The organism is Agathobaculum sp. Marseille-P7918, from assembly GCF_900625105.1.
Classification (GTDB): domain Bacteria; phylum Bacillota; class Clostridia; order Oscillospirales; family Butyricicoccaceae; genus Agathobaculum.
On sequence record NZ_UYYD01000002.1, the window covers coordinates 1 to 21279 of the forward strand.

Annotated in this window: 13 protein-coding genes; 4 read left to right on the top strand and 9 right to left on the bottom strand. The window is 55.6% G+C overall.

Annotated elements, in window-relative coordinates; genetic code table 11:
* The 5 genes from EJL02_RS03540 to EJL02_RS03560 all read right to left on the bottom strand — a co-directional run.
* Positions 1 to 1666 (bottom strand): VirD4-like conjugal transfer protein, CD1115 family (locus EJL02_RS03540; protein WP_164510272.1); only part of this gene is annotated, 1666 nt, incomplete at its 3' end.
* Positions 1653 to 2168 (bottom strand): PcfB family protein, encoded by a 516-nt coding sequence (locus EJL02_RS03545; protein WP_125115050.1) that lies wholly within the window; start codon positions 2166 to 2168, stop codon positions 1653 to 1655. The genes EJL02_RS03545 and EJL02_RS03540, both read right to left, overlap by 14 nt.
* 17 nt (positions 2169 to 2185) lie before the next feature.
* Positions 2186 to 2899 carry an antirestriction protein ArdA gene (locus EJL02_RS03550; protein ID WP_125115051.1) on the bottom strand — a complete coding sequence of 238 codons (714 nt, stop codon included), beginning with the start codon at positions 2897 to 2899 and terminating at the stop codon, positions 2186 to 2188.
* Entirely contained in the window at positions 2899 to 3240 is a 342-nt protein-coding gene (locus EJL02_RS03555; RefSeq protein WP_087272945.1) for a DUF7768 domain-containing protein, read from the bottom strand. The genes EJL02_RS03550 and EJL02_RS03555 overlap by 1 nt, the downstream gene beginning before the upstream one ends.
* A 291-nt stretch (positions 3241 to 3531) precedes the next feature.
* Positions 3532 to 5013 carry a ParB/RepB/Spo0J family partition protein gene (locus EJL02_RS03560; protein WP_125115052.1) on the bottom strand — a complete coding sequence of 494 codons (1482 nt, stop codon included), beginning with the start codon at positions 5011 to 5013 and terminating at the stop codon, positions 3532 to 3534.
* A 194-nt stretch (positions 5014 to 5207) separates the two neighbouring features.
* Between EJL02_RS03560 and EJL02_RS03565 the strand changes: the two genes are divergently transcribed.
* A complete protein-coding gene (locus EJL02_RS03565; RefSeq protein ID WP_125115053.1) occupies positions 5208 to 6992 on the top strand; it encodes a hypothetical protein in 1785 nt (594 codons plus the stop codon).
* A gap of 416 nt (positions 6993 to 7408) precedes the next feature.
* Here EJL02_RS03565 and EJL02_RS03575 read toward each other — a convergent pair whose 3' ends face one another.
* From EJL02_RS03575 to EJL02_RS03590, 4 genes are all read right to left on the bottom strand, one after another.
* Positions 7409 to 15136, bottom strand: a complete 7728-nt coding sequence (locus EJL02_RS03575) for an InlB B-repeat-containing protein (protein ID WP_125115054.1) — start codon at positions 15134 to 15136, stop codon at positions 7409 to 7411.
* Between the two features lie 126 nt (positions 15137 to 15262).
* Complete coding sequence (locus EJL02_RS03580; RefSeq protein ID WP_125115055.1) at positions 15263 to 15469, bottom strand: hypothetical protein; 207 nt, start codon at positions 15467 to 15469, stop codon at positions 15263 to 15265.
* A 159-nt stretch (positions 15470 to 15628) separates the two neighbouring features.
* On the bottom strand, positions 15629 to 16831 hold the full coding sequence (locus tag EJL02_RS14615; RefSeq protein WP_125115056.1) for a LuxR C-terminal-related transcriptional regulator: 1203 nt from the start codon (positions 16829 to 16831) through the stop codon (positions 15629 to 15631).
* A gap of 267 nt (positions 16832 to 17098) precedes the next feature.
* A complete protein-coding gene (locus tag EJL02_RS03590) occupies positions 17099 to 19252 on the bottom strand; it encodes an ATP-dependent helicase (RefSeq protein WP_125115057.1) in 2154 nt (717 codons plus the stop codon).
* A 182-nt stretch (positions 19253 to 19434) separates the two neighbouring features.
* Here EJL02_RS03590 and EJL02_RS03595 point away from each other — a divergent pair, with 182 nt between their 5' ends.
* From EJL02_RS03595 to EJL02_RS03605, 3 genes are read left to right on the top strand one after another with little or no spacing between them, the layout of a single operon-like run.
* Positions 19435 to 19899 (top strand): MarR family winged helix-turn-helix transcriptional regulator, encoded by a 465-nt coding sequence (locus tag EJL02_RS03595; RefSeq protein ID WP_125115058.1) that lies wholly within the window; start codon positions 19435 to 19437, stop codon positions 19897 to 19899.
* Between the two features lie 13 nt (positions 19900 to 19912).
* Positions 19913 to 20842, top strand: coding sequence for an AEC family transporter (locus tag EJL02_RS03600; RefSeq protein ID WP_279221203.1), 930 nt, complete (start codon positions 19913 to 19915; stop codon positions 20840 to 20842).
* A 59-nt stretch (positions 20843 to 20901) separates the two neighbouring features.
* Positions 20902 to 21279: a DUF5655 domain-containing protein gene (locus tag EJL02_RS03605; protein WP_243114392.1), complete on the top strand. Its 378-nt coding sequence runs from the start codon at positions 20902 to 20904 to the stop codon at positions 21277 to 21279.

Here is a 21279-nt window from a genome sequence, read left to right on the forward strand (position 1 = left end):
TATCGGCCTCAGCCGTGTACTTGTAGTTGGGGTGCTGCTTCAAATCGTATTTGGACGAGAAGAACGGGGGCAGGCCCCGCAGCTGCAAAATGCACTTATCGCCCGGCATGGTAGCCAGCTCGCTGGGTGTCATCAGCTCCCGGCCCAGCCGCTGGGTGTTCTGGTTGTAGCTTTCCGACTGCCCACGGGAGCGGCCCTCGGTCTGCATGGAGATCGTGGCCTTTCCCAGCCAGTTTTCGGAAATCTCCTTGATGGTGGAGCTTTCCCGTCCGCCCAGGAAAATCACGCTGTCCATGTTTCCCAGGATCGTTTCGGCGTTGTCCTTGTATATGGCCTTGCATTGGGCGTACTGCTGGTAGAACAGGCACAGGCTTACCTCACGGGAACGGATGACGGCCACCAGCTTCTCCAGCGAGGGTACCTGGCCCGTGTTGGCCGCCTCGTCCCACAGCACCCGCACATGATGGGGCAGGCGGCCCCCGTGAACATTGTCGGCCCGTTCACACAGGAGATTGAACATCTGCGAAAAGGCCAGGGCAACAATGAAGTTATAAGTGGGGGTTGTGTCGGAAATTGTGAAGAAAACCGCCGTTTTCCGATCCCCGATGCGGTCAAGCTCCAGCTCGTCATAGCTCATGATCTCCCGGAGCTGGGGGATGTCAAAGGGGGCCAGCCGGGAGCCGCAGGAAATAAGGATCGACTTGGCTGTTTTGCCGCTTGCCAGCTTATATTTCTTGTACTGCTTCACGGCAAAGCAATCCGGCTTGCGCTTTTCCAGGCCCTTAAACATATAGTCCACCGCGTTCATATAGGACTCGTCATCCTCTTTCACGTCCATGCCGGAAATCATATCCACCAGGGTATTGATGTTCCGATCCTCGGCGGGTGCCTCGAAAATGATATAGGCAATCAGGGCGCAGTACAAAAGCGTTTCCGCCTTCGTCCAAAATGGATCGCCCTCCTTGCCCTCGCCTTTGGTGTTGGCTATGAGGGTATCCACGAATTTGAGGATGTCCGCCTCGTTGTGGATGTAGGACAGCGGATTGTAGTGCATGGATTTTGAAAAATCTATGCTGTTGAACACTTTGACCTGATACCCCCGGCGTTGCAGGAAAGCCCCCACCTGGGAGAGCACCCCGCCTTTCGGATCGACGCACACATAGGAGCTGTGCGCCTGGAGCAGCTGGGGCGTGAGCCAGAAACGGGTTTTGCCGGAGCCGGACGAGCCGATGATACAGGCGTTGAGGTTGCGGGCGTTGGCGGGATTTTTGGGCCGGGTGTTCATAGTGAGAAACTCCGTCTTTGTCAAAATGACGTTGTTCTCAAACTTCGGATTGACAAAGGGCTTGATGTCTTTGGGGCCACCCCATCGGGCCGACCCGTATTCCTCATCCCGCCGAAATTTCTTTGCGTTCTTGCTTTTGAAGTAGATCAGCAGGCGAAACCCCACCGCGCCCACAATACCGATGAGCCAGTCAAAGGGGGCCAGCCCCGGCGCAAAGTCGGCAAAGGCCGGGCCGATGCTCTGCCCCAGGCCCATGAGCTTGTGAGCAAAGTCTGCTCCAGGGGCCAGGCGGTAGGCCGTCCCCAGCTTTAGGCAGGCCCACAGAATAAACAGATGCGGGATATTGGGTATCACATACTTTTTGACGCTATCTGTCCTCATGTACCGCCTCCCTTGCACGTTCTTTCTTGTGGGACGGCTGGCGGGCCAGTTCAGCGGCAGCCCGTTTGAGCTGTTCCCGGATGGGAACACGCTGGGACTTGGAACGCTTCAACACGCGCCGGGAATATTCCGAAAAGCAAGCGGTGATGGCGTCGGCCTGCCCGCTCTTGAAAAACAACAGGTATTTGTCCGGCCCGGTCTTGTAAAAGGCATAGTCCACATTCCAGCGCCGGGCCACCCGGTCAAAATCCTTTGGGGACTCCACCTCGATGCTGTTTGTGGTGGCCCCGTGGCCCATGAGCTGGCGCACAGTCTGTTTTCCGTGGGGTGTCTGGCGGGCCCGGTACATTTTCTTGATCTTCCGGCCCACCGCCAGACACGCCTGGGCCAGCACCCGACCCGTGAGCTTTGTCGCCTTGATCGAAACTGCTATGGTACGTCTGGAAACGTCCTCGTCAATCAGCCGTATTCCTCCTTTCCATGAAAAAGCACCTCTGGACAAAACGTCCAGAAGTGCCGTTATCGTTCCTCGTGTTCCTTTGCGGCAATCTTCCGATAGCCCTCCAGGGAGGAACCGTCAATAATTTCTTTGTAGGCCGCCATCTGCTCCCGCACCGTGAGCTGCGGAAAGGCAAAGACTTTGTGCTCGTCGGGAATGTCCTCGATCCCGTGGTAGTGCTCGATAAATTGACCGCCGTTGTTCAAAACATAGCCTCCAGGGGCAAAGTGGCCGTCCTCTTCAAGCCGAATATCCCGCCCGTATGCCTCATAGTCAAAATAATTCAGCAGGTGCTCCGGCACGTCAATGGCCTCCATGTCCTCCACATAGATGCGGCCCAGGGTTTCATCGTCCTCGACACCAGGATAAAACTCGTAGCAATCCAGGTTTTGCGCCAGATTGATGAGATCGGCCACGCTGGACGTATGTTCACCGCTGTCAATGACGGCCTCAAATTTCTCCAGTTCGCCCTGATCCAGCTCGGAGAGCAGGCAGGCCAGATAATTGAGCTCGTCCAGGTTTTCATATTCCGTGAGATAGTCATAGAGCCCCAGCACATCACCGTCAAAGCTGGTAATGAAAAATTCCTCATAACGTACCCCGTCCACACCGATCCGCTTCAAAAGGGCCTGTACTTCTTCGGTAGTCGTGGGGAATTTCAGCGTTTCGCCAACCAGCTCGCCCTCGTTGTACTTTCCCAGGTTGGTGATGTAGGCTTCAAACAGGGACGCCATCAGCGGCGGCCCTGGCCCTTGACGGTGAGGATGCCCTCAAGGGTAGTCGCGGTGATCCCCAGGCGCTGGGCCACGGCAATATCATTTTTCATGGCCTCGGTCACGGAATGGCCGCACACCACCAGCACACGGGAGCGCCGGAGCAAATCGCGGCCCATGTCGATGCCGTTCTTGTGCTCCTCCGGCACCGCGTCATTGAGGAACAACGGCAGATAGAGCATAGGGCAGATGGGGGAATAGCCCGCATCATAGACCACGCGGCAGTAATGCGCCGCCTGCTCCATATCCACCGCAGGATCACCGCGCCACGCAGCGGTGATATAAGCAAGGGATCGTTTCATTGTCAACACCTCCGATATTTATATAGGTAGTTCAACCCTATCCCCCGCCCTTTCCCATTCATGGGAAAGGGGGCGGCTCTGGAGGATATACCCCCGCCGCCTTGCCGGAAATAGCACAGCCGGGCCAGACCGTCAAGGGCAAGCCGCCGCAAACGGCGGGCGTTCCGCCCCTTGACTGCCCGATCCCGGCTGTGCTGCAAAATACCCGGCGACGGGGGATATATCACCACAGAGCCCATCCCCGGCGCGGGGCGTTCACCTCTGGACAAAGTGTCCAGAAGCAGGGCCCGGTTACTTCTCCAAGTCCTTTTTCCTGTCCGGCTGCGCCAGTTCGGGCGGCTGCTTCTCCTTCCACTCGTCCAGTAGCGCCATGATCTGCTCTTTCATTTTGGCAGGAGTAACCTCCTTACCGAAATACTTAGACAGTTCAGTAGTCGAAATAATCACACCACGATCCTCCTTTTTTTCTTCACTCAAAATGCCGTCAATCACATCGCCGTTGAGCTTGCCCTCCTTGTCCAGCTCGTGGAGCCGCTTCGCCTGGGCCACCGAGGGGGAGGACTGCTCCCCATCAATGGAAACGGCAATCAGCCGCTGGTTTTCCGGCCTGATATACGAGATCTCCACCGCAGGCATAAAGCCCATCTGCTTTGTGTCCACCTTGTCCAGAAGCTCCGGCACCAGGGAGTTGAGCCGGATATACCGCATGACCTTTTTATAGTTCATGTCGTGTTCCTTGCCCACAATCTCTACCGAGAGCTTACCCAGGGCCTCCGCCTCTTTCTCATTTTTCGGGCGGGCCCCCTGGCGTTTGATGGCCTCCACCTCCAAATCCAGCAGCTTTGCCAGTTCGCTGGGGAGAGGATCGCCACGCTGCTTGTTGCTGTTCCGCATTTCCCGGACAGCTTCAAGATCGGTCATCTCGCGGACGATACAGGGCATTTCCTCCAGCCCGGCCCGTGTGCCACCGTGATGGCGGCGGTGGCCTGCAATAATCTCATAGCCCTTGCCGTCTTTTTCCGGGCGCACGGTGGCGGGGGTCATAATGCCGTGTTCCTTGATCGTCCCCACCAGATCGTCCATCTCCTTATCGTCCTGCACCTTGTAGGGGTGCTCCCGGAACGTATGGAACGGATGAAGTTCCGCCATTTTCAGATAGACGATTTTTCCCTCTTCCACCGGGCGGGGTGGCACGTCAGGCGTGGACGGCAGATTGATCTCCGGCGGCGGGACTGCCGCCTCCTTGACGGGAGCAGCCTTGCCCAGCTTTGCCGCCTTAGCGGATTTAGACGCAGGCGCACCGCCGGAGCCCGTTTCCTTGCTCTTGTCAGCTTTCTTACCTCTGGACACTTTGTCCCGAACAGAGGGCGGGGCCTCCTCACGGGCCGCCTTGTCAACCTTAGGCGGGCGGCCTGTGCGGGGCTCCGCCGCTTTCTCCTTTTTTCCCACAAACACCCCGGCCTGGTCTTTCGGGGGACGGCCACGGCGTTTTTGATCGGGTACAACCTCCGGCGGCCTGTCGGCCACATTGGGAGCGGTAGGTTCCTTGCCACTGTGATCGGCAGCAGTCTTGATGCCGGACAAGTCAATCACCTTTCCGGCAGGAGCAGGAGCCTCCTCGCCCATGCCGGAAATCACCGCCTGTTCATGCTTAAGTGGATTGCTGGGGCTTTTGACTGGTTCCAGGGCGGGTGGAGCGTCCGGCCCCAGGGGAGCAGCAACCTCCGGGGGGTTATTTTCTTGTGGGCTCGTGTTTAGTTTGTCATCTGCCATATACTTACCTCCTTCGTGATGGCATGAAAAAAGCCAGCCCAATGGCTGGCAACATTGTTCACCTCCTTTTTAGATTTGAAAATGTAAAATGCGCTTTTAGTCCTGGTCAAGTGCATTTTGAAGACAGATAGTTACATTTCATTTCGACTGTGGTATAATATTTCATTATCCAGATTGTGCTAAGGAGGGAAATTATGAGAAAAGGTTGTGTAGATAAATGGGACAACTTAACTGAATGTAAGAATCTATTGTTTTTCGCGCAGACTGTTGATGAACTTATTTTCAGTTATTCCATCCCATCACATCGATTGGCAACACTTAATTCCCATTACTTATGTATTGATGCTATATATACGATTGCTGATATAGAACATAACGGGGTTCCGGAGGGCTCACTACGACCAATTTTCGAGGAATTATACTATACATTAGATAAAGATCCGGTATTTTCGCCAGACAATTCTCCTCTAAAATACTTCGTAAAAGAGCAAAAAGGCAAATATGTTAGAGGGTATAATCCCAATGATTTTAGCTACACTGATAGACGAAATATAATTTATACAATTAAAAAAAGAGTTTTTAGCGGAAATAGTTATTTTGAAAAATTAAAAGAAAAAATAGTGGCCATTGTTAAAGCGAATAACGAAGATGAACAAAGTACACTTTTTGCGCTTACCAAATCTCTCATTACAGAGTTAGTAAACTCTGGTTATGATCAGCGGTATATTCGAGATGTGTTAGTACATAACTTTTTCAATCTTAGGACTCAGGTTACATCGTGCGAACAAATTGATACTTTTTTTGATGCCTTTCCATGTGCTAATCGTAAATACAAGGTCGTATTGATAGCAGATCATCATTTACAATCTATACTTGTAAACCCTGAAAATGTAAAAGTAGTTAACAGATTTTTCCCAAAGACAAGAATACCAGAAGAAAGTACATATTTGCAAAAGAAAGATACAGAAAGATATTATATTTTTGACGAACAAGATGAGTTTGACCCATATTCTGCTGCAAATTCTGTGGAATCTTTTGTAAATGTTGGCCTATCACTTTATATTTTGTATGATCATGGCCTTGATATTTCCTTAGATGGGGCCAAATTTATAGTTTATGATGAGAATAATTATTATACTATAATTATTCCTCAAAAAAGCGCCGTTCATCGAATGAGAACCCCAAAATATAATATTGTCCAAAAGAAAATCGAGTTAACTCACCAAGCAATATCAAAATCAAAAAATACAGGAATATTACTGCTATTGGCTGCTAATCTTCACAGGCTCTCACTTAGAAGCACATCTGAAGAAAACCAAATCCTTGATCTATGGGCAATCGTAGAATGTATATTAAATATTAGCCAAGAGCATACATCTGATAGAATCACACAGGTTTGTAGTTATTTAGTTCCAATTATTAAGTATAAATACCTTTATTCGATTTTTGAGCAACTTTCAATAGATATAAAGAGTTATGATGAAGACAAATATTCTGAAATAATTGGCGATTGTGAAGATGCCTTTCAAAATGTGCTCTCACTTGCAAAATATGTCTTATTGGATACATCACAAGATGATTGTGATTTGTGGCTTAATTCATGTGATGATTTTCCTTTACTCAAATTTAGAATTCGTAGGTATAGAACCATTTTTAAGACCAGAGGAAGTTTGGCAGAGTATATCGAGAATCATGCACAAAGGGTTCGTTGGCAAATAATGCGTGCATATAGAAACCGCAATCTAATTGTGCATAATGGGGAAACGATGCCTTATAGTGCACTACTCGTTGAAAATCTCCATTCCTATGTTGATACTCTGCTAAATTATGTAATTACAGAACTCTCTAACGGCCATACAATGAATTCTATGCGTCAAGAACTGTTTGCGAGTGAGTGCGAATGGAATGCGAATGTTGAAAAGAAGAACGCAGCTAAAAGTATTGATGCAGATTTTATAGAATACTCCCTCAAACAATAGATGTCCTTTAATTAGGAAATAATTGAAAGGGAGCCTATGTAACGTGGCAAGTTCTCCTGCATACAAAGAGCACTCTCCCCACCCCCTTTAGGGGGGGCGCTACACGCTTGTACGAGGAGAGCGCCACACTGGCAGTGTGGAGGTCATGAGTTCGATCCTCACCGTCTCCACCATCCATAAAAGCCTGTTTTCTCTGGAAAACAGGCTTTTTTCTTTTCCCTATCCCTTTCCCATCCTGCCCAGGCGCATCGCATGGCACCTCCCGGCAGCAACATATCACAAGGCAAGAGAAACCGGCACCGCTTCGGCGGTGCCGGTTTTTGATTTTCGGTCAGATACAAGGGCAAAAGCAGGAGCGGGGCTTTTCCGCAGAAAAGCCCCGCTCGTTTGGTGTCTCCCTTACCGGGAATTGGTGTTTACTGCTTGGCGATCTGCTCGCAGAACCGCATCAGGATCACGGCAACCTGCGCACGGGTCGCATTCCCGCCGGGGCTGAGCGTGCTGTCGCTGGTGCCGTTGATGATGCCGGCGCCGACAGCCCACTGCATGGCAGGGATGGCATATTCGCTCAGATCCGCAAAGTCGGTGTAGGAGAGGATATTGGTGTTCTCCCCGATGCTCACATCGTAGCCCTTGTACTGTGCGTAGCGGTAAAGCATGGCTGCCATCTGCTCGCGGGTGATGAAATCGTCATGGCCGAACTTGTTGTTGCCGTATCCCATAACGATCCCTTCGCTGGCCGCCCAGCGGACTGCCTCGCCATACCAGGCATCCGGGTCCACATCCTCGAACGTCATGGCGTAATCCACCACAGGGCTGCCCTCCAGCCGCCACAGGATGGTGGCGATCATGCCGCGCGAAGTCGTCACTTCCGGCGCAAAGGTCGTTGCGCTGGTGCCCGTCATCAGGCCCTGTTCGTAGCTGTACCGCACGCCGTCTTCATACCAGGCGCCCGCGGGCACATCCACAAAGGGCAGCTCTTCCGGCGCGATGGAAGTGAAGGACGCGTGCACCGTAACGGCGCTGGCCGGCATGGTAAAGGTATAGGTACCATCGCCCGCGTCATCCAGCGAGATGGTTTGCTCGTTTTCATTGGTCGCCGTGAGGCTGGACAGCTGGTAACCGTCGTCCGGCGTTACGGTCAGGGTGATCTTGGTGCCTGCGGCAGCGCTGCTCGGGTCGGCGCTGACCGTACCATGGTTCACCGGTGCCACGGTGATCTTGTAGCTGGTGGCTGCGGCTCCGCCGCCTCCGCCGCCGCCGCCTCCGTCGCCGCTATACTCGGCGAAGGTCGCCGCAACGGTCAGGGCGGTGTCGGTTTCCGCAACGGTATAGGTATCCCCGTTGGCAAAGGCCGCACCGTTCAAGGTAATGGTATCCAGACGATAGCCGTTATCCGGCTGTCCGGTGATGACAAGTTTGTCACCGGCAAGCACCTTGACCCCGCTCGTCAGCGCAACGCCGCCACGGGTGACGTTCACGGTGCCGTTTTTAGTGGGTTCAATGGTCAGCGGAATGCCGCTCAGCACATCGACCGACAAACCGATGTCCTCCTGCACATTGGAGATGAACACAGTCACAGAACCGTCTTCGTTGGGCGTGATCGTCGCATCCTTACGGGCCACGGTCACGGTCTTGAGGGCGGCGTCCGCCTTGGGCCTGACGGTGAAGGTCACGTCGCCGCCCCGGCGAATCTCGGTATCCGGCGCGGTGGCATAGATATCCGTATAGGTTTCCGCCGGATTGCGCTCATCAATGGTGACGGTGTATCCATTGCCGCCCGTGGGAATCGCAAAGCCCACATACTCTTCAAACTCTACGGAAACGACGACATCTTCGTGCAGGGAGTCGATGATCAGGTCGTTGGAAATGTTGCCTTCCACCACTTCGCCGTTGATCTTCCACTCCTTCACCATGTAGCCCACATCCGGGTCGGCGGTGACTTCGATTTCGCTGCCGCCGGCGAACTGGACCTCGATAGCGGCCGCAAAGGCGGTCTCCTCACAGGTACCGGAGGCCTCACCATGCTCGCCATCCACATAATACTCCACCTCGTACAGAAGTGCCTCGGTGAAGGCTGCGCCCACGGTGATGTCGTTATTCACGGTCAGGGTGACGGTCTTTGTTCTGCCGGAAGCGTCGCCCGTCCACTCATCGAGCATCCAGTAGTCCTCCGCCTCGGCGGTGAAGGTCACCTGCGTGCCGTCGGGCACGGTATCGCCGGAGTGGATGGGCTTGCCGTCCACCGCAGCGGTGATGCTGCCGTGGGTGGTCGGCTCGATGGTGACGGTGTACTGCGGAATGGCCTCCAGATTTGCCATCACGTTCCAGGTGCCCGCCGTCAGGACCGGCACGGTGGCCGTGTTCTTGTCTGCGCTGATCTTCGCATCAGCCGGCAGACCGGTCCAATCCTTCATGCGGTAGCCTTCCGCCGGCGTGACGGTAAAGACGATTTCCTGACCGCCGGCGATCTGATCGCCGGACTGGAAGCTGTAACCGTCTGCGGTGGCGGTGATGGTGCCCATGGTTTCATCATTGACCGCATAGCTGACCGGAATGTCCGCGATGGCCGCAAAGCGAACCTCCACGCGCACATTGTCGGAAAGGGCCGCGGTCGTGTAGGTGAGATCGGTATTCTCGATCGCTTCGCCGTCCACATACCAGCCGTCGAGGGTGTAGCCGCTGTCGGCGGCGGCCGTAAAGGTGACGGCAGAGCCAAAGTCCACATAGCCTCCGCTCGTCAGTTTGGTATCTGCCGTGCCGTCAACGGTGCCGGAGGCCGTCAGGCTGCCGTTTGCCGCGGAGAAGGTCACAACCGGTTTTTCGGCAAAGGTGATTGCAAAGGTCGTACCGGCGGTAATTTGATATTTCGCAGTCTGCACGCCGTTTACCTTGTTGGTGTTCTGATAGAGCGGCGTCTCTGCGCCGGAGACCGTGATCGTATCTACCACATAACCGGCATTCGGGGTCGCGGTGATGGTGATGGTCTCGCCGTAGCGGGCGGGATCGGTCACGGTGGCGGCGCCGCCGTCACCGGTTTGCAGCGTCACATCCTGCTTCACGCCCCACAGCTCCACAGCTACGGTGCAGTCGTTGCTGACCGCGTAGGTGAAGGTATTGCCGGTCTCGCCGGGCTGCTCCACGCCGTTGACCGTCCAGCACTTGACCTCGTAATTCTCATCGGGAACTACGGTAAAGGTGACGTCGTCGGACACCGCAGCGCCGCTTTCGATGGAATACTCGCCCATCTTGGCGGTCAGTTTGCCGTGAGCGGGATCGGCGAAGTGCACCTCGGGCAGGCCGGAGATGTACTGCACAGTGACTTTCAGATCTTCTGTCGGCGTAAGGGTAAGTGTTTTGCCGGTCTCAGGCTGTACCACACCATTGACAATCCACTCCTTCACCCGATGGCCCTCATCGGGCGCAGCGGTAAAGGTGATGGTGCCGCCCTCATAGACCACGCTGGGGTTTTCGTCATGATACAGCGCCATGCCCTTGCGCTCGGCCACGGCGGAAACCGTGCCGTTGGTACCGCTGCCGTCGCCGACCGTGTCAACCACCGAGTAGGTGACGTCATACTGCTCCAGCGCCTTCCAGGAGTAATTGACATCAACATCGGCTTCTACATTCTCAACGGTGTAGGTATAGGTATCGGTGCCTTGCAAAGCAGGCTGCTCTGCGACGACATATCCCTTATTCGGCTTCAGCGTGATGGTGAGATCGTCATGATAGTCTAAAACGTCAGTGCCCGGGGTTACCGCTGTGCCGCCATTGCGGGTTACGGTGACCGTACCGCCCGTTGTATCGCTGAAGATATTGCCTGTCAAATCATATTTATTGGCGGTTGTAAAGACGGCCTCCACATCGCTGTCGGCCTTCAGGGACTCTATCGTGTATGTATCCCGGGTCAGCAGCCCTTCTTCGATGTTCTTGAAGGTGACAAAGGAACCCTCGGTGATCGCCCACTTCATAATGCGGCTGCCTGCATCGGCATTGGCTGCAAAGTCCACCGTGGTTTCGGGTACGAATTTATCTCCCGAGGTAATGGCCTTGCCGCCTACGGACGCGGTCACCGTTCCCGTTCCGCCATTGTCGCTTTGCGCACCGAAGGTGACTGCATACGACAGATCGGGTACAAACTCGGCGCCTATGGTGAGATCGTTTTCGGGCACCATAATGGTCACGGGAGTCTGTAATTTATAATCTGCGAAATCGTCCGTCCAGCCCTTGAAGTTATAATACTTGCTGTCGGGCACGGCGGTCACGGTGATCTCCTGACCTTTTGCCACGCTGATTTTGCCGCTGCCGTCAGGCGCAAGGATGTTGTCATCCGCGTCCTTGATCTGAATACTGCCGCCGCTTGCCGGCTGCTTTACCGTGATGGTACGGCTCACGTCGGCGTCGCCCTTGGCGACGAACACCGCGGTGACTTCATGAGTCGCCTCATAGGGATAGAAGGTCCAGGTGCTGCCGGCGGCCGCGATCACGGCCGGCTCGCCGTTTGCCTGCGTGACATGCCACTCCTTCAGGGCGTAACCCTCGGCGGGCTCAGCGGTGAAGGTGACGGCACCCGTCACTTGGGCTCCGGCGGGATCAACGGGGTTGCCGCTTTGGGTCACGGCGCTCACCGTGCCGGTGACGGTTTCCCCTTCTTTGGATTCGGCATCATAGCTCACATGGCTGCTATCCACCGTCTTTCGGGTGGTCACCTTGATGACGGCGTTTTCCTCTATGACGAAGGTGAACTTTCCGCCCATCAGGGAGACGCCCTGCGCTTCGCCGTCGCCCTGCTGTAAGGTTACGCCGGTGATGGTGTAGCCCGGTTTCGCCAACGCCTCCACATAGATCAAAGACTCCTCGGGGATGGTGTCGCCGTCCTTGATCTCCAGATTGCCCAGATGGTGGGCCGTTACCGTCGCCTGGTTCTCGTCATAGACGAAATTTACTTTTTTGTTGGCCTTGGGCGTTGTGAGCGCGGCCTCGTTGGACCAAACGCTGTAGCAATACTCCGTTTGATTTACATCCCGGCCCATGGTCTGCACCACAAAGCCGTACTCCGTGTTGCTTTCAAGATGCTGGATCGTTCTCGTTGTTTCGCCGCCTGTCGCAGGTATCCATTCTTCCCACTCGCCGTCTTCAGTTTTCATGTAGATGGCATAATTTCTCGGCTGTATGCGTCCTATCGCCTCGGGGGCGCTCCATTCCAGAGTCACGTCGGTTAGGCCGTCCGGTGTCGTTGTGACGTTGGTGATTTTCAGGTCTGTTACCGGCGGGGGCGGAGCCGTGATCTCCGAAACGTTATAGCCGATGACCAGCGTGTCCTCCGCTCCGTCGATGCCCAGATCCACCTTATCGGTACCCACATTCCAGGTGAAACCGTAATCTCTGGTCACGCTCGTCGGGATTCCGTATTCCTCCAGCAGATACTGTTCATCCAGGTCCTGCACGGTGCCGCTGGTTTCCTCCGAGGTGGAGGTGGTGGTGCTGGAGCTGTTGCTCGACATATAATCCAAGCTCGCATTGATGCCCGCCGTGGTGGTCACGAAGGAGCCCGTATAGCCAAACTCCAAAGACATCTCGAAGAAGAAACCGTTGCCTTCAGAAATGGTGTGGGTGTTGGCGGATCCCTGCTCACTGGCGGAAGAAGTCTCGCCGCCGTTGTAACCCAGATTGTAGTCGGACTCGCTGATGCGTGTAAAGTGAGTGTCTCCGTAGGCCCAGGGGTTGCCCTCGTTGCCGAAGAGATAAGGAGCGTTCTCTTCCGTCAACTTCACCATATGAGTAAAGTCTTCCGGATCTTCTTTTCCCTTATCCGTTAGCGCCTTTTTGGCCATGTCGTTGTAAACGTCCACAAAGGCGTTGTAGTTGTCCACCGACATCTGGACATAGGCCGGCGTTTTGGGCACCGAGATGGCAAGAGTGTCATCTGCTCCGAACCACTCTCCAGTGTCATTGTTAAATACCTCATACTCGTAGATGAATACCGGCGTTCGGTATACCACCACGCTGTCATAGGCCTTGGCCGTAAAGCTGTCGGTGGTTGAGCGGGTCAGGGTGTTTTCAAATTCCTCCGACCAATCGTGGGCATACCCCGCCTCTACGGAGAGGTTCACGCCGCCGCCCTCCACGCTCATAGACGCGCCGATGCCGTACGAGATCTCTGTTGCTGTACCGGTGGTGTACTCATATCCCGTGGTGAAGGAATAGGTGGTCTGGCCTGCGTCGTTGCCGATGTCGATCTCATCAAAGTAGGGCGCCATCTGCAGCACGGAGATGACCTGAGGGTCGGAATAGACATAGGATTTACTCTTATACCGTACCATCGTACCGTCGTTGTCATCGTCGATGGCAACCAGCACCGCGTTGTTTTTATATATCCACCAATCGTATATTGCGCCATCCGCTGGAGTTAGGGGCTGTGATATATCTACCGGATTTGTGCAATAATAGCTCTGGGCAGTTCCGTTTGCACCGAACATGTCCTCCGAATAGTCCTTACCGCCCAATACGGCGTATTTAAAATAAATGGTTCCGCCATTATACTGGCTATGTTTTTTATCGCTAGAGATGAAGGCCAGCTGCTCCCGGCCCACATCATTATCGTCAAAATTGCCCACAGCGATGCTGACGAAAGATCTTGCCCAGTCGCTGCCAAAGTCGTCACCTGTGAAGTACGAAGGAGTCATCACAGCATTAAACTCGCCATCGTACTGATACAGTGTGCCGCTGATAAACACGAACTCGGCGCTGGCGTGACCGTTGATGGCGACGCACTCCACACCCATTTGCTGCCAGCAGTTGTGACCTTCAATAAAGCCGTAGTGGGTCCAGTTGTTGGTGTCCAGCTCGTTATATTGGATGGTGGGGGCGGAATCCGCGCGGTCTCCGCTGCATACGAAGGCCACGGTCTTTTGGTCGCTAATGCTGTAGGCCTGATTTCTCTTGGCCGTGTTCTTGTTTGCCACCGACGTGATCTCGTTTTTGATGCCGGTCACGACGACCTCATCCCTGCCGTCGCCGTCAATGTCGCCCGTGGCCAAGCCCGGCCCTACCATTGTCTGCACCTTAACCACGCCGTCTTGACCCCGGGAGCCTACGTTTTTCAGATAAACATTCTGAGCGGTCAAATCAGAGCCCTGCACGCCGTAGTACAGACTGAGCTGCGGGCTGTAAAAATCGAAGCTCTCCTCGGTGTCATTCTGTTCCGCTTTTACGTTAAAGTAGGTGATCACCGCCAGATCGTCGATACCATCGCCGTTGAAGTCGCCGGTGTCGACGGCAGATCCCTGCTTAAAGCCCAAGTTTGCTTTCTGGAGCGGATCTTTTCCTTTCAGTTCGTCATCATATTCCGGGTGATTATTCGTGATGACCTTGATTTGACTGATTGCATTTTCCTCGGCATTATACTGGTACTGATACAACTTGACATCATGGGTTGTTCCGGTGGACATGGAGACAATGATGGTGTCTCCATCGGCAGAGCCACCACTGTAATTACCTGCGGTAATGTCCAGATAGTTGCTGAGCTGGTAGGTTTCTATCTGATTCCGAGTGTTATTTCTCGTTGTTGGCAGAGTAACATTGTCGATTAAAATGCTCCCAGAACGCGTCTTATTAACCGTATCGTAGACCCAAAGATATACCATGTTTTCGCCATCGCTTCCGTCTATGCCCACATAGGCCACATGGTCGCGACGCCCGGAACCGGTAGGATCAAAGGATACTGCTTTCATGCCTTTATATGCAAAATGACTATTTGTAAGATCAGGAGTATCCTGGGATGAAGCAAATCCGTTTTCCAAATTGGCACTCTCGTCGTTTCTCCAATTCTCAAACCGCTTTTGCTTGAGTGTGCCTTCCTCTCCATCGTATTCTGATGTATAGTACATCAGCAGCTCATTGCTCTCAGAGAGCAAAAACGGCTGGTTCACGTCCTGCCCATAGGGGTTTTCCGTACTATTCGGATCAAACCCCGCAGGGTAGCTGTTCTGCATGTTCAGGATCTGTTCAAACTTTTCGTCCTGCTCCTTGTCGCCGGTGCCGACCACCACTACCACGCTTCGGTTATCGGCAAAAGCGCTGATGGGCAGCAGGGGCACCAACAGGCACAGGCTGACAAACGCCGCTAAAAATCTCTTTTTCATCTGGTTTCCTCCTTTGCTCCTCACGCGGTAGACGATCCCGCACCGAAGCCCGTTCTCTTGTGGCTGCCCATCGGCAGCGTGCCGTGCCGGCACATCAAACTCTTCGTTCGCAGTATGGAAGTAAACTTAGCCACTTGGTACCCTCCTTTCCCCAAGCAGCAGCCTTTCGGCGACGCAAAAAGGGCGCGTTACACCCACGGAAAAACCGCAAACATAACGCGCTCTTTGGAAATAATATACAATTTTAAAAATCGCGGACAGGCAGAATTGTTCAACCTGTCCAATCCCAGAAACAAAATTTCCGTTGTCACGACCTTTGCTGTAAATTTCCATTGGATCGCCCCGCTCTCATTCCGGTCAGTTCCGCCGCATGCATGATGCGTATCGGTGAAATAACATAGTTCCATTATACCGGAAAGAAAGCGGGGTGACTATTACCCATTTTGACCCCCAAAACGGGTGAGGAACCGTGGCGTGGTCGCCGTGGTTTTGCTATCGCAGCATGTATTGTTTCAGGTCTTTTCGATTCTCCACATGGAGCTTTTTCATCGCCTCCGAGAGGTGGCTCTTGACGGTATTTACCGAAATATTCAGGTAGTCCGCAATTTCCTGGTTTGTCCAGTTGCGGGCGGCCAGCATCGCCATGGCAAACTCGGTGGTGGTCAGATCATCCGCCACGTCATGCCCGGTGATGGGGTTATGGACTCTACGCCAGCCGGAAGAGAAACGATAAGTGATGTCAATGATTCTTTTGAAATCTTCCGGCCAGTTGGGTTTGATGGTCGCCTCCAGCATCCCCCCCAGCAGTCCGTGATGCTCCCCGAAGCCTTCGATCAAATCGTCCGGACGGGCAATCTCCCACGCCGTCAACAGATGCGTCTGGGCGCGGTTGGTCTGCTTGAGGCTCATGTAGTCCATCACCGCCACCAGATGCAGATAGATGGCGGAAATGGGATAGGCATCCGCGCCCATGGCCAGCGTGGCTTCCACCATCCCGGCGCTGCGCGCATAGTCCCCTTTCAGATAGAGATAGTGGGCCTGCACATAGATCGCAAATGCCCGCAGGCCGGGGGGCAGCAGCGGCAAAAACTCCCGCGTGGGCGGCATTTCCTCGGACAAGGGCAGGTGCAGCAGCACCGCCGCCGCAAATGCGACAAACGCTTCCATCGCACGCGCCGACGGCGCGGTTTCCACGCCGGCAGCCAGCGTGCTTTGAATCTCCTGCAAGGCGCGGCGGGCGTGATCGATCCGCCCCATGGTCAGGCAGGCATAGGCAAAAATCAAGCAAGCCGAAAGCCGGGTCGCATCATCCGCTGCCGTGAGATAAGGCTCGGTTTCCTGCATGGCTTTTTCCGCCTGCCCGCTGAAATAATGATACTCGGCCACGGCAATGTTCTTTTTTGCCCCTGCTTTCATTTTATCGATGGTTTCCACACAGTGGCCCGGCTCAAAGGGCGTGTTCATCAGCGGCATAAAGCCGGGAAACAGCTCTGCGTGCTTCTGCGCTTTGTGAGGCACGGACTGTTTGTTTTGTTTGCGGGGATCGCCGGGTTTTTCCGCGTTTTCGGGGATCGCCCAAGAGCCGCCGAAACGCTCCACGCCGGGAATCCGGCCTTCCGCGCAATACTGATTGACCCGCCGTTCGGAAACGCCCCATTTTTGAGAAGCTTCCTTGATAGAAAGATAACCGTTCATTCTGCACCGCCTTTCCAGGAAAACCGTCCTGTCTGTATGACCCGTGCGGCAAAAGAGTACTCCCTCTTGTCAGGCACTTGCAGCACATACATCTTTTCCCACTCCATTGTATACGAATATCAGTAGATTTTCAAGCGGGCAGCACCGGTTTTCCCGATGCCGGCCCGCTCCACCGCTGTGCCGCATTCACATCGCGAAGCGCTCCGGCAGAACACAAAACGGGCGCGCCTTTTCGGCGCGCCCGTTTTCTCCTTGTGGGTTGCGGCGTCAGCACCGCTCGAGCTTGGCGCGGAAGGAGATTTTGCGCGGGGTCGGCATGTCGTCGAACTGCACCAGATGCGCCCCGTTGTCCCGATCCACCTCGAGCACCGTGCCCTCGCCGAACAGCAGATGCCGCACCCGCTGGCCGACGGGGAACACCGTATCGCTGTCCCGCGCCGGGAAAAAGCGCTGCGTGGCGGCGATGTAGTCCTCGGCCTCGCGGATCAGCCCTTCCGGCGGCGGCGCGGTGAAGCGCAGCCGGTCCCGGCCGATATCCAGCACAAACCGCGACGGATACCGCGGCGAGCCGTCAAAATTGCGCCCGTCCGCCTCGGACAGGTACAGCCGCCGTTCCGCGCGCGTGAGCGCCACGAACGCCAGCCGGCGTTCCTCCTCCATGCCCGGCAGCGTGCGCACCTTGCGCGAGGGAAAAATGCCCTCATTCATGCCGCACAGGAACACGCAGGGAAATTCCAGTCCCTTGGCGGCATGCACGGTCATCAGCTTGACCTTGTCGCCCTGCTCCGCGGTGTCGCCGTTGGTCAGCAGCGCCACATGCGACAGGTAATGCTCGAGCGTGCACTCCTCGCCGCAGGTGGTTTCATACAGGTACACCGACTGCTTGAGCTCGGCCAGATTGTCCAGCCGTTCCTGGCTGCCCTCGGTGCGCAGCATGGCCTCATACCCGCTCGCATTGAGCAGAGCGGACAGCACCTCGGACACCGGCCGCCCGGCGCTGTCCTGCGCGAAGGACTGGATGAGCGACAAAAACTGCCGCGCGCGCGTGCCCTTGAACAAAGGCTCCTCGACGTTGTCCTGCAAGGCGCGGTACAGCGTGCAGCCGTGCTGCTCGGCGTATTCCTGCAAAAAGGCCATGCGCCGCTTGCCCAGATTGCGCTTGGGCACGTTGGCGACGCGGCGGAAGGACAGGTCGTCCTGATAGACGATCATGCGCAGGTAGCTGAGCGCGTCCTTGATCTCCATACGGCCGAAAAACGGCACGCCGCTGTAAATGGTGTACGGGATCTTTTCCCGCAGCAGCACTTCCTCGACCGCGCGCGTCACATAGTGCGCGCGGTACAGCACGGTCATGTCCCGGTAGGCGATCCCCTCTTCGTGCAGGCGCTGCATCTCCCCCGCCATCCACGCGGCTTCGGCCTCCTGCGTCCCGGCAAAGTGGCACACGACCGGTGCGCCGCCCGGCAGCGTCGGGATCATGTCTTTTTTGATGCGGTTTTGGTTTTTGCCGATCAGCGCGTTGGCCGCCGCGAGGATCTCGGGCGTGGAGCGGTAATTCTGCATCATCAGGATGGTTTTGGTGCCGGGAAACGCCTTATCAAAGTCCAGCAGGTATTTGACGTTCGCCCCGCGCCAGGTGTAGATCGTCTGGTCGGGGTCGCCCACGATAAACAGATTTTTGTGGTAGCCGCACAGCACCTCCATCAGCTCGTATTGCAGCTGGTCGATGTCCTGAAACTCGTCGATCATGATGTATTCCAGCCGCTGCTGCCACTTGCGCCGGATATCCGCGTGCTCGCGGAAAATATAGAGCGAAAACTTGATCAGGTCGTTGTAATCCAGCCCGAAGCACTTTTTCTCCTGATACAAATAGCCGTAAAAGATGATATCCGTGGTCGCAGTCGCCCGCTCGTACTTTTCCCGCAGCGTATCGAGCGGCAGGGTGATCATGTCCTCGTAATACTTCGGGTCCTTGAACAGCTTGCGGATCTCGATCATGTCGCGCGCGGCGGAAAAGGTCATGTTGCGCAGCGTCAGCCCGCGCTCCTCATAGATGAGCTGCAGCATCGCGTCGATGTCCGCGTTGTCCAGCACGAGAAAGCTCTTGGGGTACTGCACCGCATGGCTGTCCTCCTGCAAAACCGTCACGCAGAAGCCGTGAAAGGTGTTGATGATGCCGGTGTCATTGTCGCCGGTCAGCTGATGGATGCGCTGCCGCATCTCGGCGGCCGCCTTGTTGGTGAACGTGACGCACAGGATATTGCCCGGCAGGATGCCCAGTTCATTCACCAGATAGGCAAACCGATGGGTCAGCGCGCGGGTCTTGCCCGAACCTGCCCCCGCGATCACGCGCACGAAGCCCTCCGTCGCGGTGACCGCCTCCCGCTGGGCCGCGTTGAGCCCTTGCAGCAAATCCGTCATGCGCGCACCTCCTCCATAGAACATTTGTTTTCTTTTATTATACAATGAAACCGCGCTTCGCTCAACCCAAAAAGCAGCGCCCCGCCGCGGCTGTCGAACCGACCGGCTTTGTGTTGCTTTTCACGTTTAGATATGCTAATATTTAGATTAGCTTAGTGAATCTTTGGAAAGGCGGTGCGGATATGGCCAGCGCGGAACAGCTCAACTCCTTTCTGGTCGATGTATTCGGCCGCATCAACAAGATCGAAGAGCGCGCCATGACGGGCGGTCTGGGCAGCACGGTTTCAATCACGGAAATCCACATTATCGAGAAGATCGGCGCGATGGAACCGGTGCGCATGAGCGAGCTGGCCAAATCCATCGGCGTGACACTCGCGACGCTGACCGTTGCCTGCGACAAGCTGGAAGCCAAGGGGCTGGTCAGCCGCGCGCGCAGCCATACCGACCGGCGCGTGGTCAACATCACGCTCACGCCCAAGGGCCGCGCCGCGTACGAGCACCACAAGGCGTTCCACGAACGCATGATCGCGTCCGTGCTGGACACCCTGTCGCCCGAGCAGACGGCCGTGCTCGTGCAGAGTTTGGAAAAATTGCAGGATTTCTTCCGGCAGGAGGAATCCGCAGCTGGAGGGGAAGACAACGGATAATCTGATTTTCTGTCTGAACGCAACCGTCCCGATTTTTGCGATCATTCTGCTCGGCCGCGTGCTGCGCGGCCGGCATTTTTTTGCGCAGCAGACCTTGGCCGACCTGGACCGGCTGTCCTTCAAGGTGCTGCTGCCCGTTCTGCTGTTCCGCGACATCGCGGCGGGACGCATCACCGAACAATTCGACCTGCGGTTTTTCCTGTTCTGCGCGGGTGTGACCGTGGTCTACTTTTTCGCCATCTGGTTCGGCGCGGCAAAGCTTTTGCCGGACAAAGCCATGGTCGGCGCGTTCACGCAGGGCGCGTTCCGCGGCTCGCAGGCGATTCTGGGCGTCGCGTTCGTGCAGAACCTGTACGGCGACGCCGGGCTGGTGCCGCTGATGATCGTGGCCAGCGTGCCGCTGTACAACATCTTCTCGGTGCTGGTGCTGACCGTCACCGCGCCGGACGCGAAAAACGCCCAGCACAAGGGCGTCGTGTCGCGCACGCTGGGCGGCATCATCACCAACCCGATCATCCTCGGCATTCTGGCGGGCCTGCCGTTTTCGCTCCTGCAGGTGGATTTCCCGCCCATGCTGTCCAAGGGGCTGGATATGATTGCCACCTGCGCCACGCCGGTCGCGCTCCTCAGCATCGGCGCGGGCTTTGAGGGCGCCAAGGCGATCAAAAAGCTCGCCCCCACCTGCGCCGCGACCTTCATCAAGCTCATTCTGCTGCCGGCGATCTTCCTGCCCATCGCCGCGTGGATGGGCTTCCGCGATCAGGCGATGGTCGCGCTCGTCATCCTGTGCGGTGCGCCGAGCACGGTTTCCGGCTATGTGATGGCCAAAAACATGGGCGGCGACCATGTGCTGGCCGCGTCCATCGTCGTACTGAGCACCGCGCTGAGCGCCGTGACGCTGACCGCCATCCTGTTTATCCTGCGCACCGCCGGTTTGATTTGACATTATCCCTCCCTGCTGGTATTGTAAAAGTAACCATGCCAGTTTGGGAGGGATTTTTTATGCCGGATTTCACCGAAATGGATCTGATGCAGTTTTTCGACCGCCACCCGCGCGAGCTCGCACTGTGTCAGGCGTTTTTGCAGCGGGTGCTGGACACCTGCCCGGATACGCAACTTCGTGTGCACAAAACCCAGATCACACTCCAAAACCGCCACGGCTTTGCCTTTGTGTCGCTGCCGCGCCACAAGGTCAGTGAGCCGACCATCGTCATTTCTTTCGGCCTGTCGCACCGGCTGTCCTCGCCGCGCATCTGGCAGGCAGCCGAACCCTATCCCAACCGCTGGACGCATCATGTGCTGGTGTCGGACGAAGGCCAGCTGGACGCGGAATTGCTCGGCTGGGTACAGGAAGCCGCAGTCTTCGCGGCAACAAAGTGA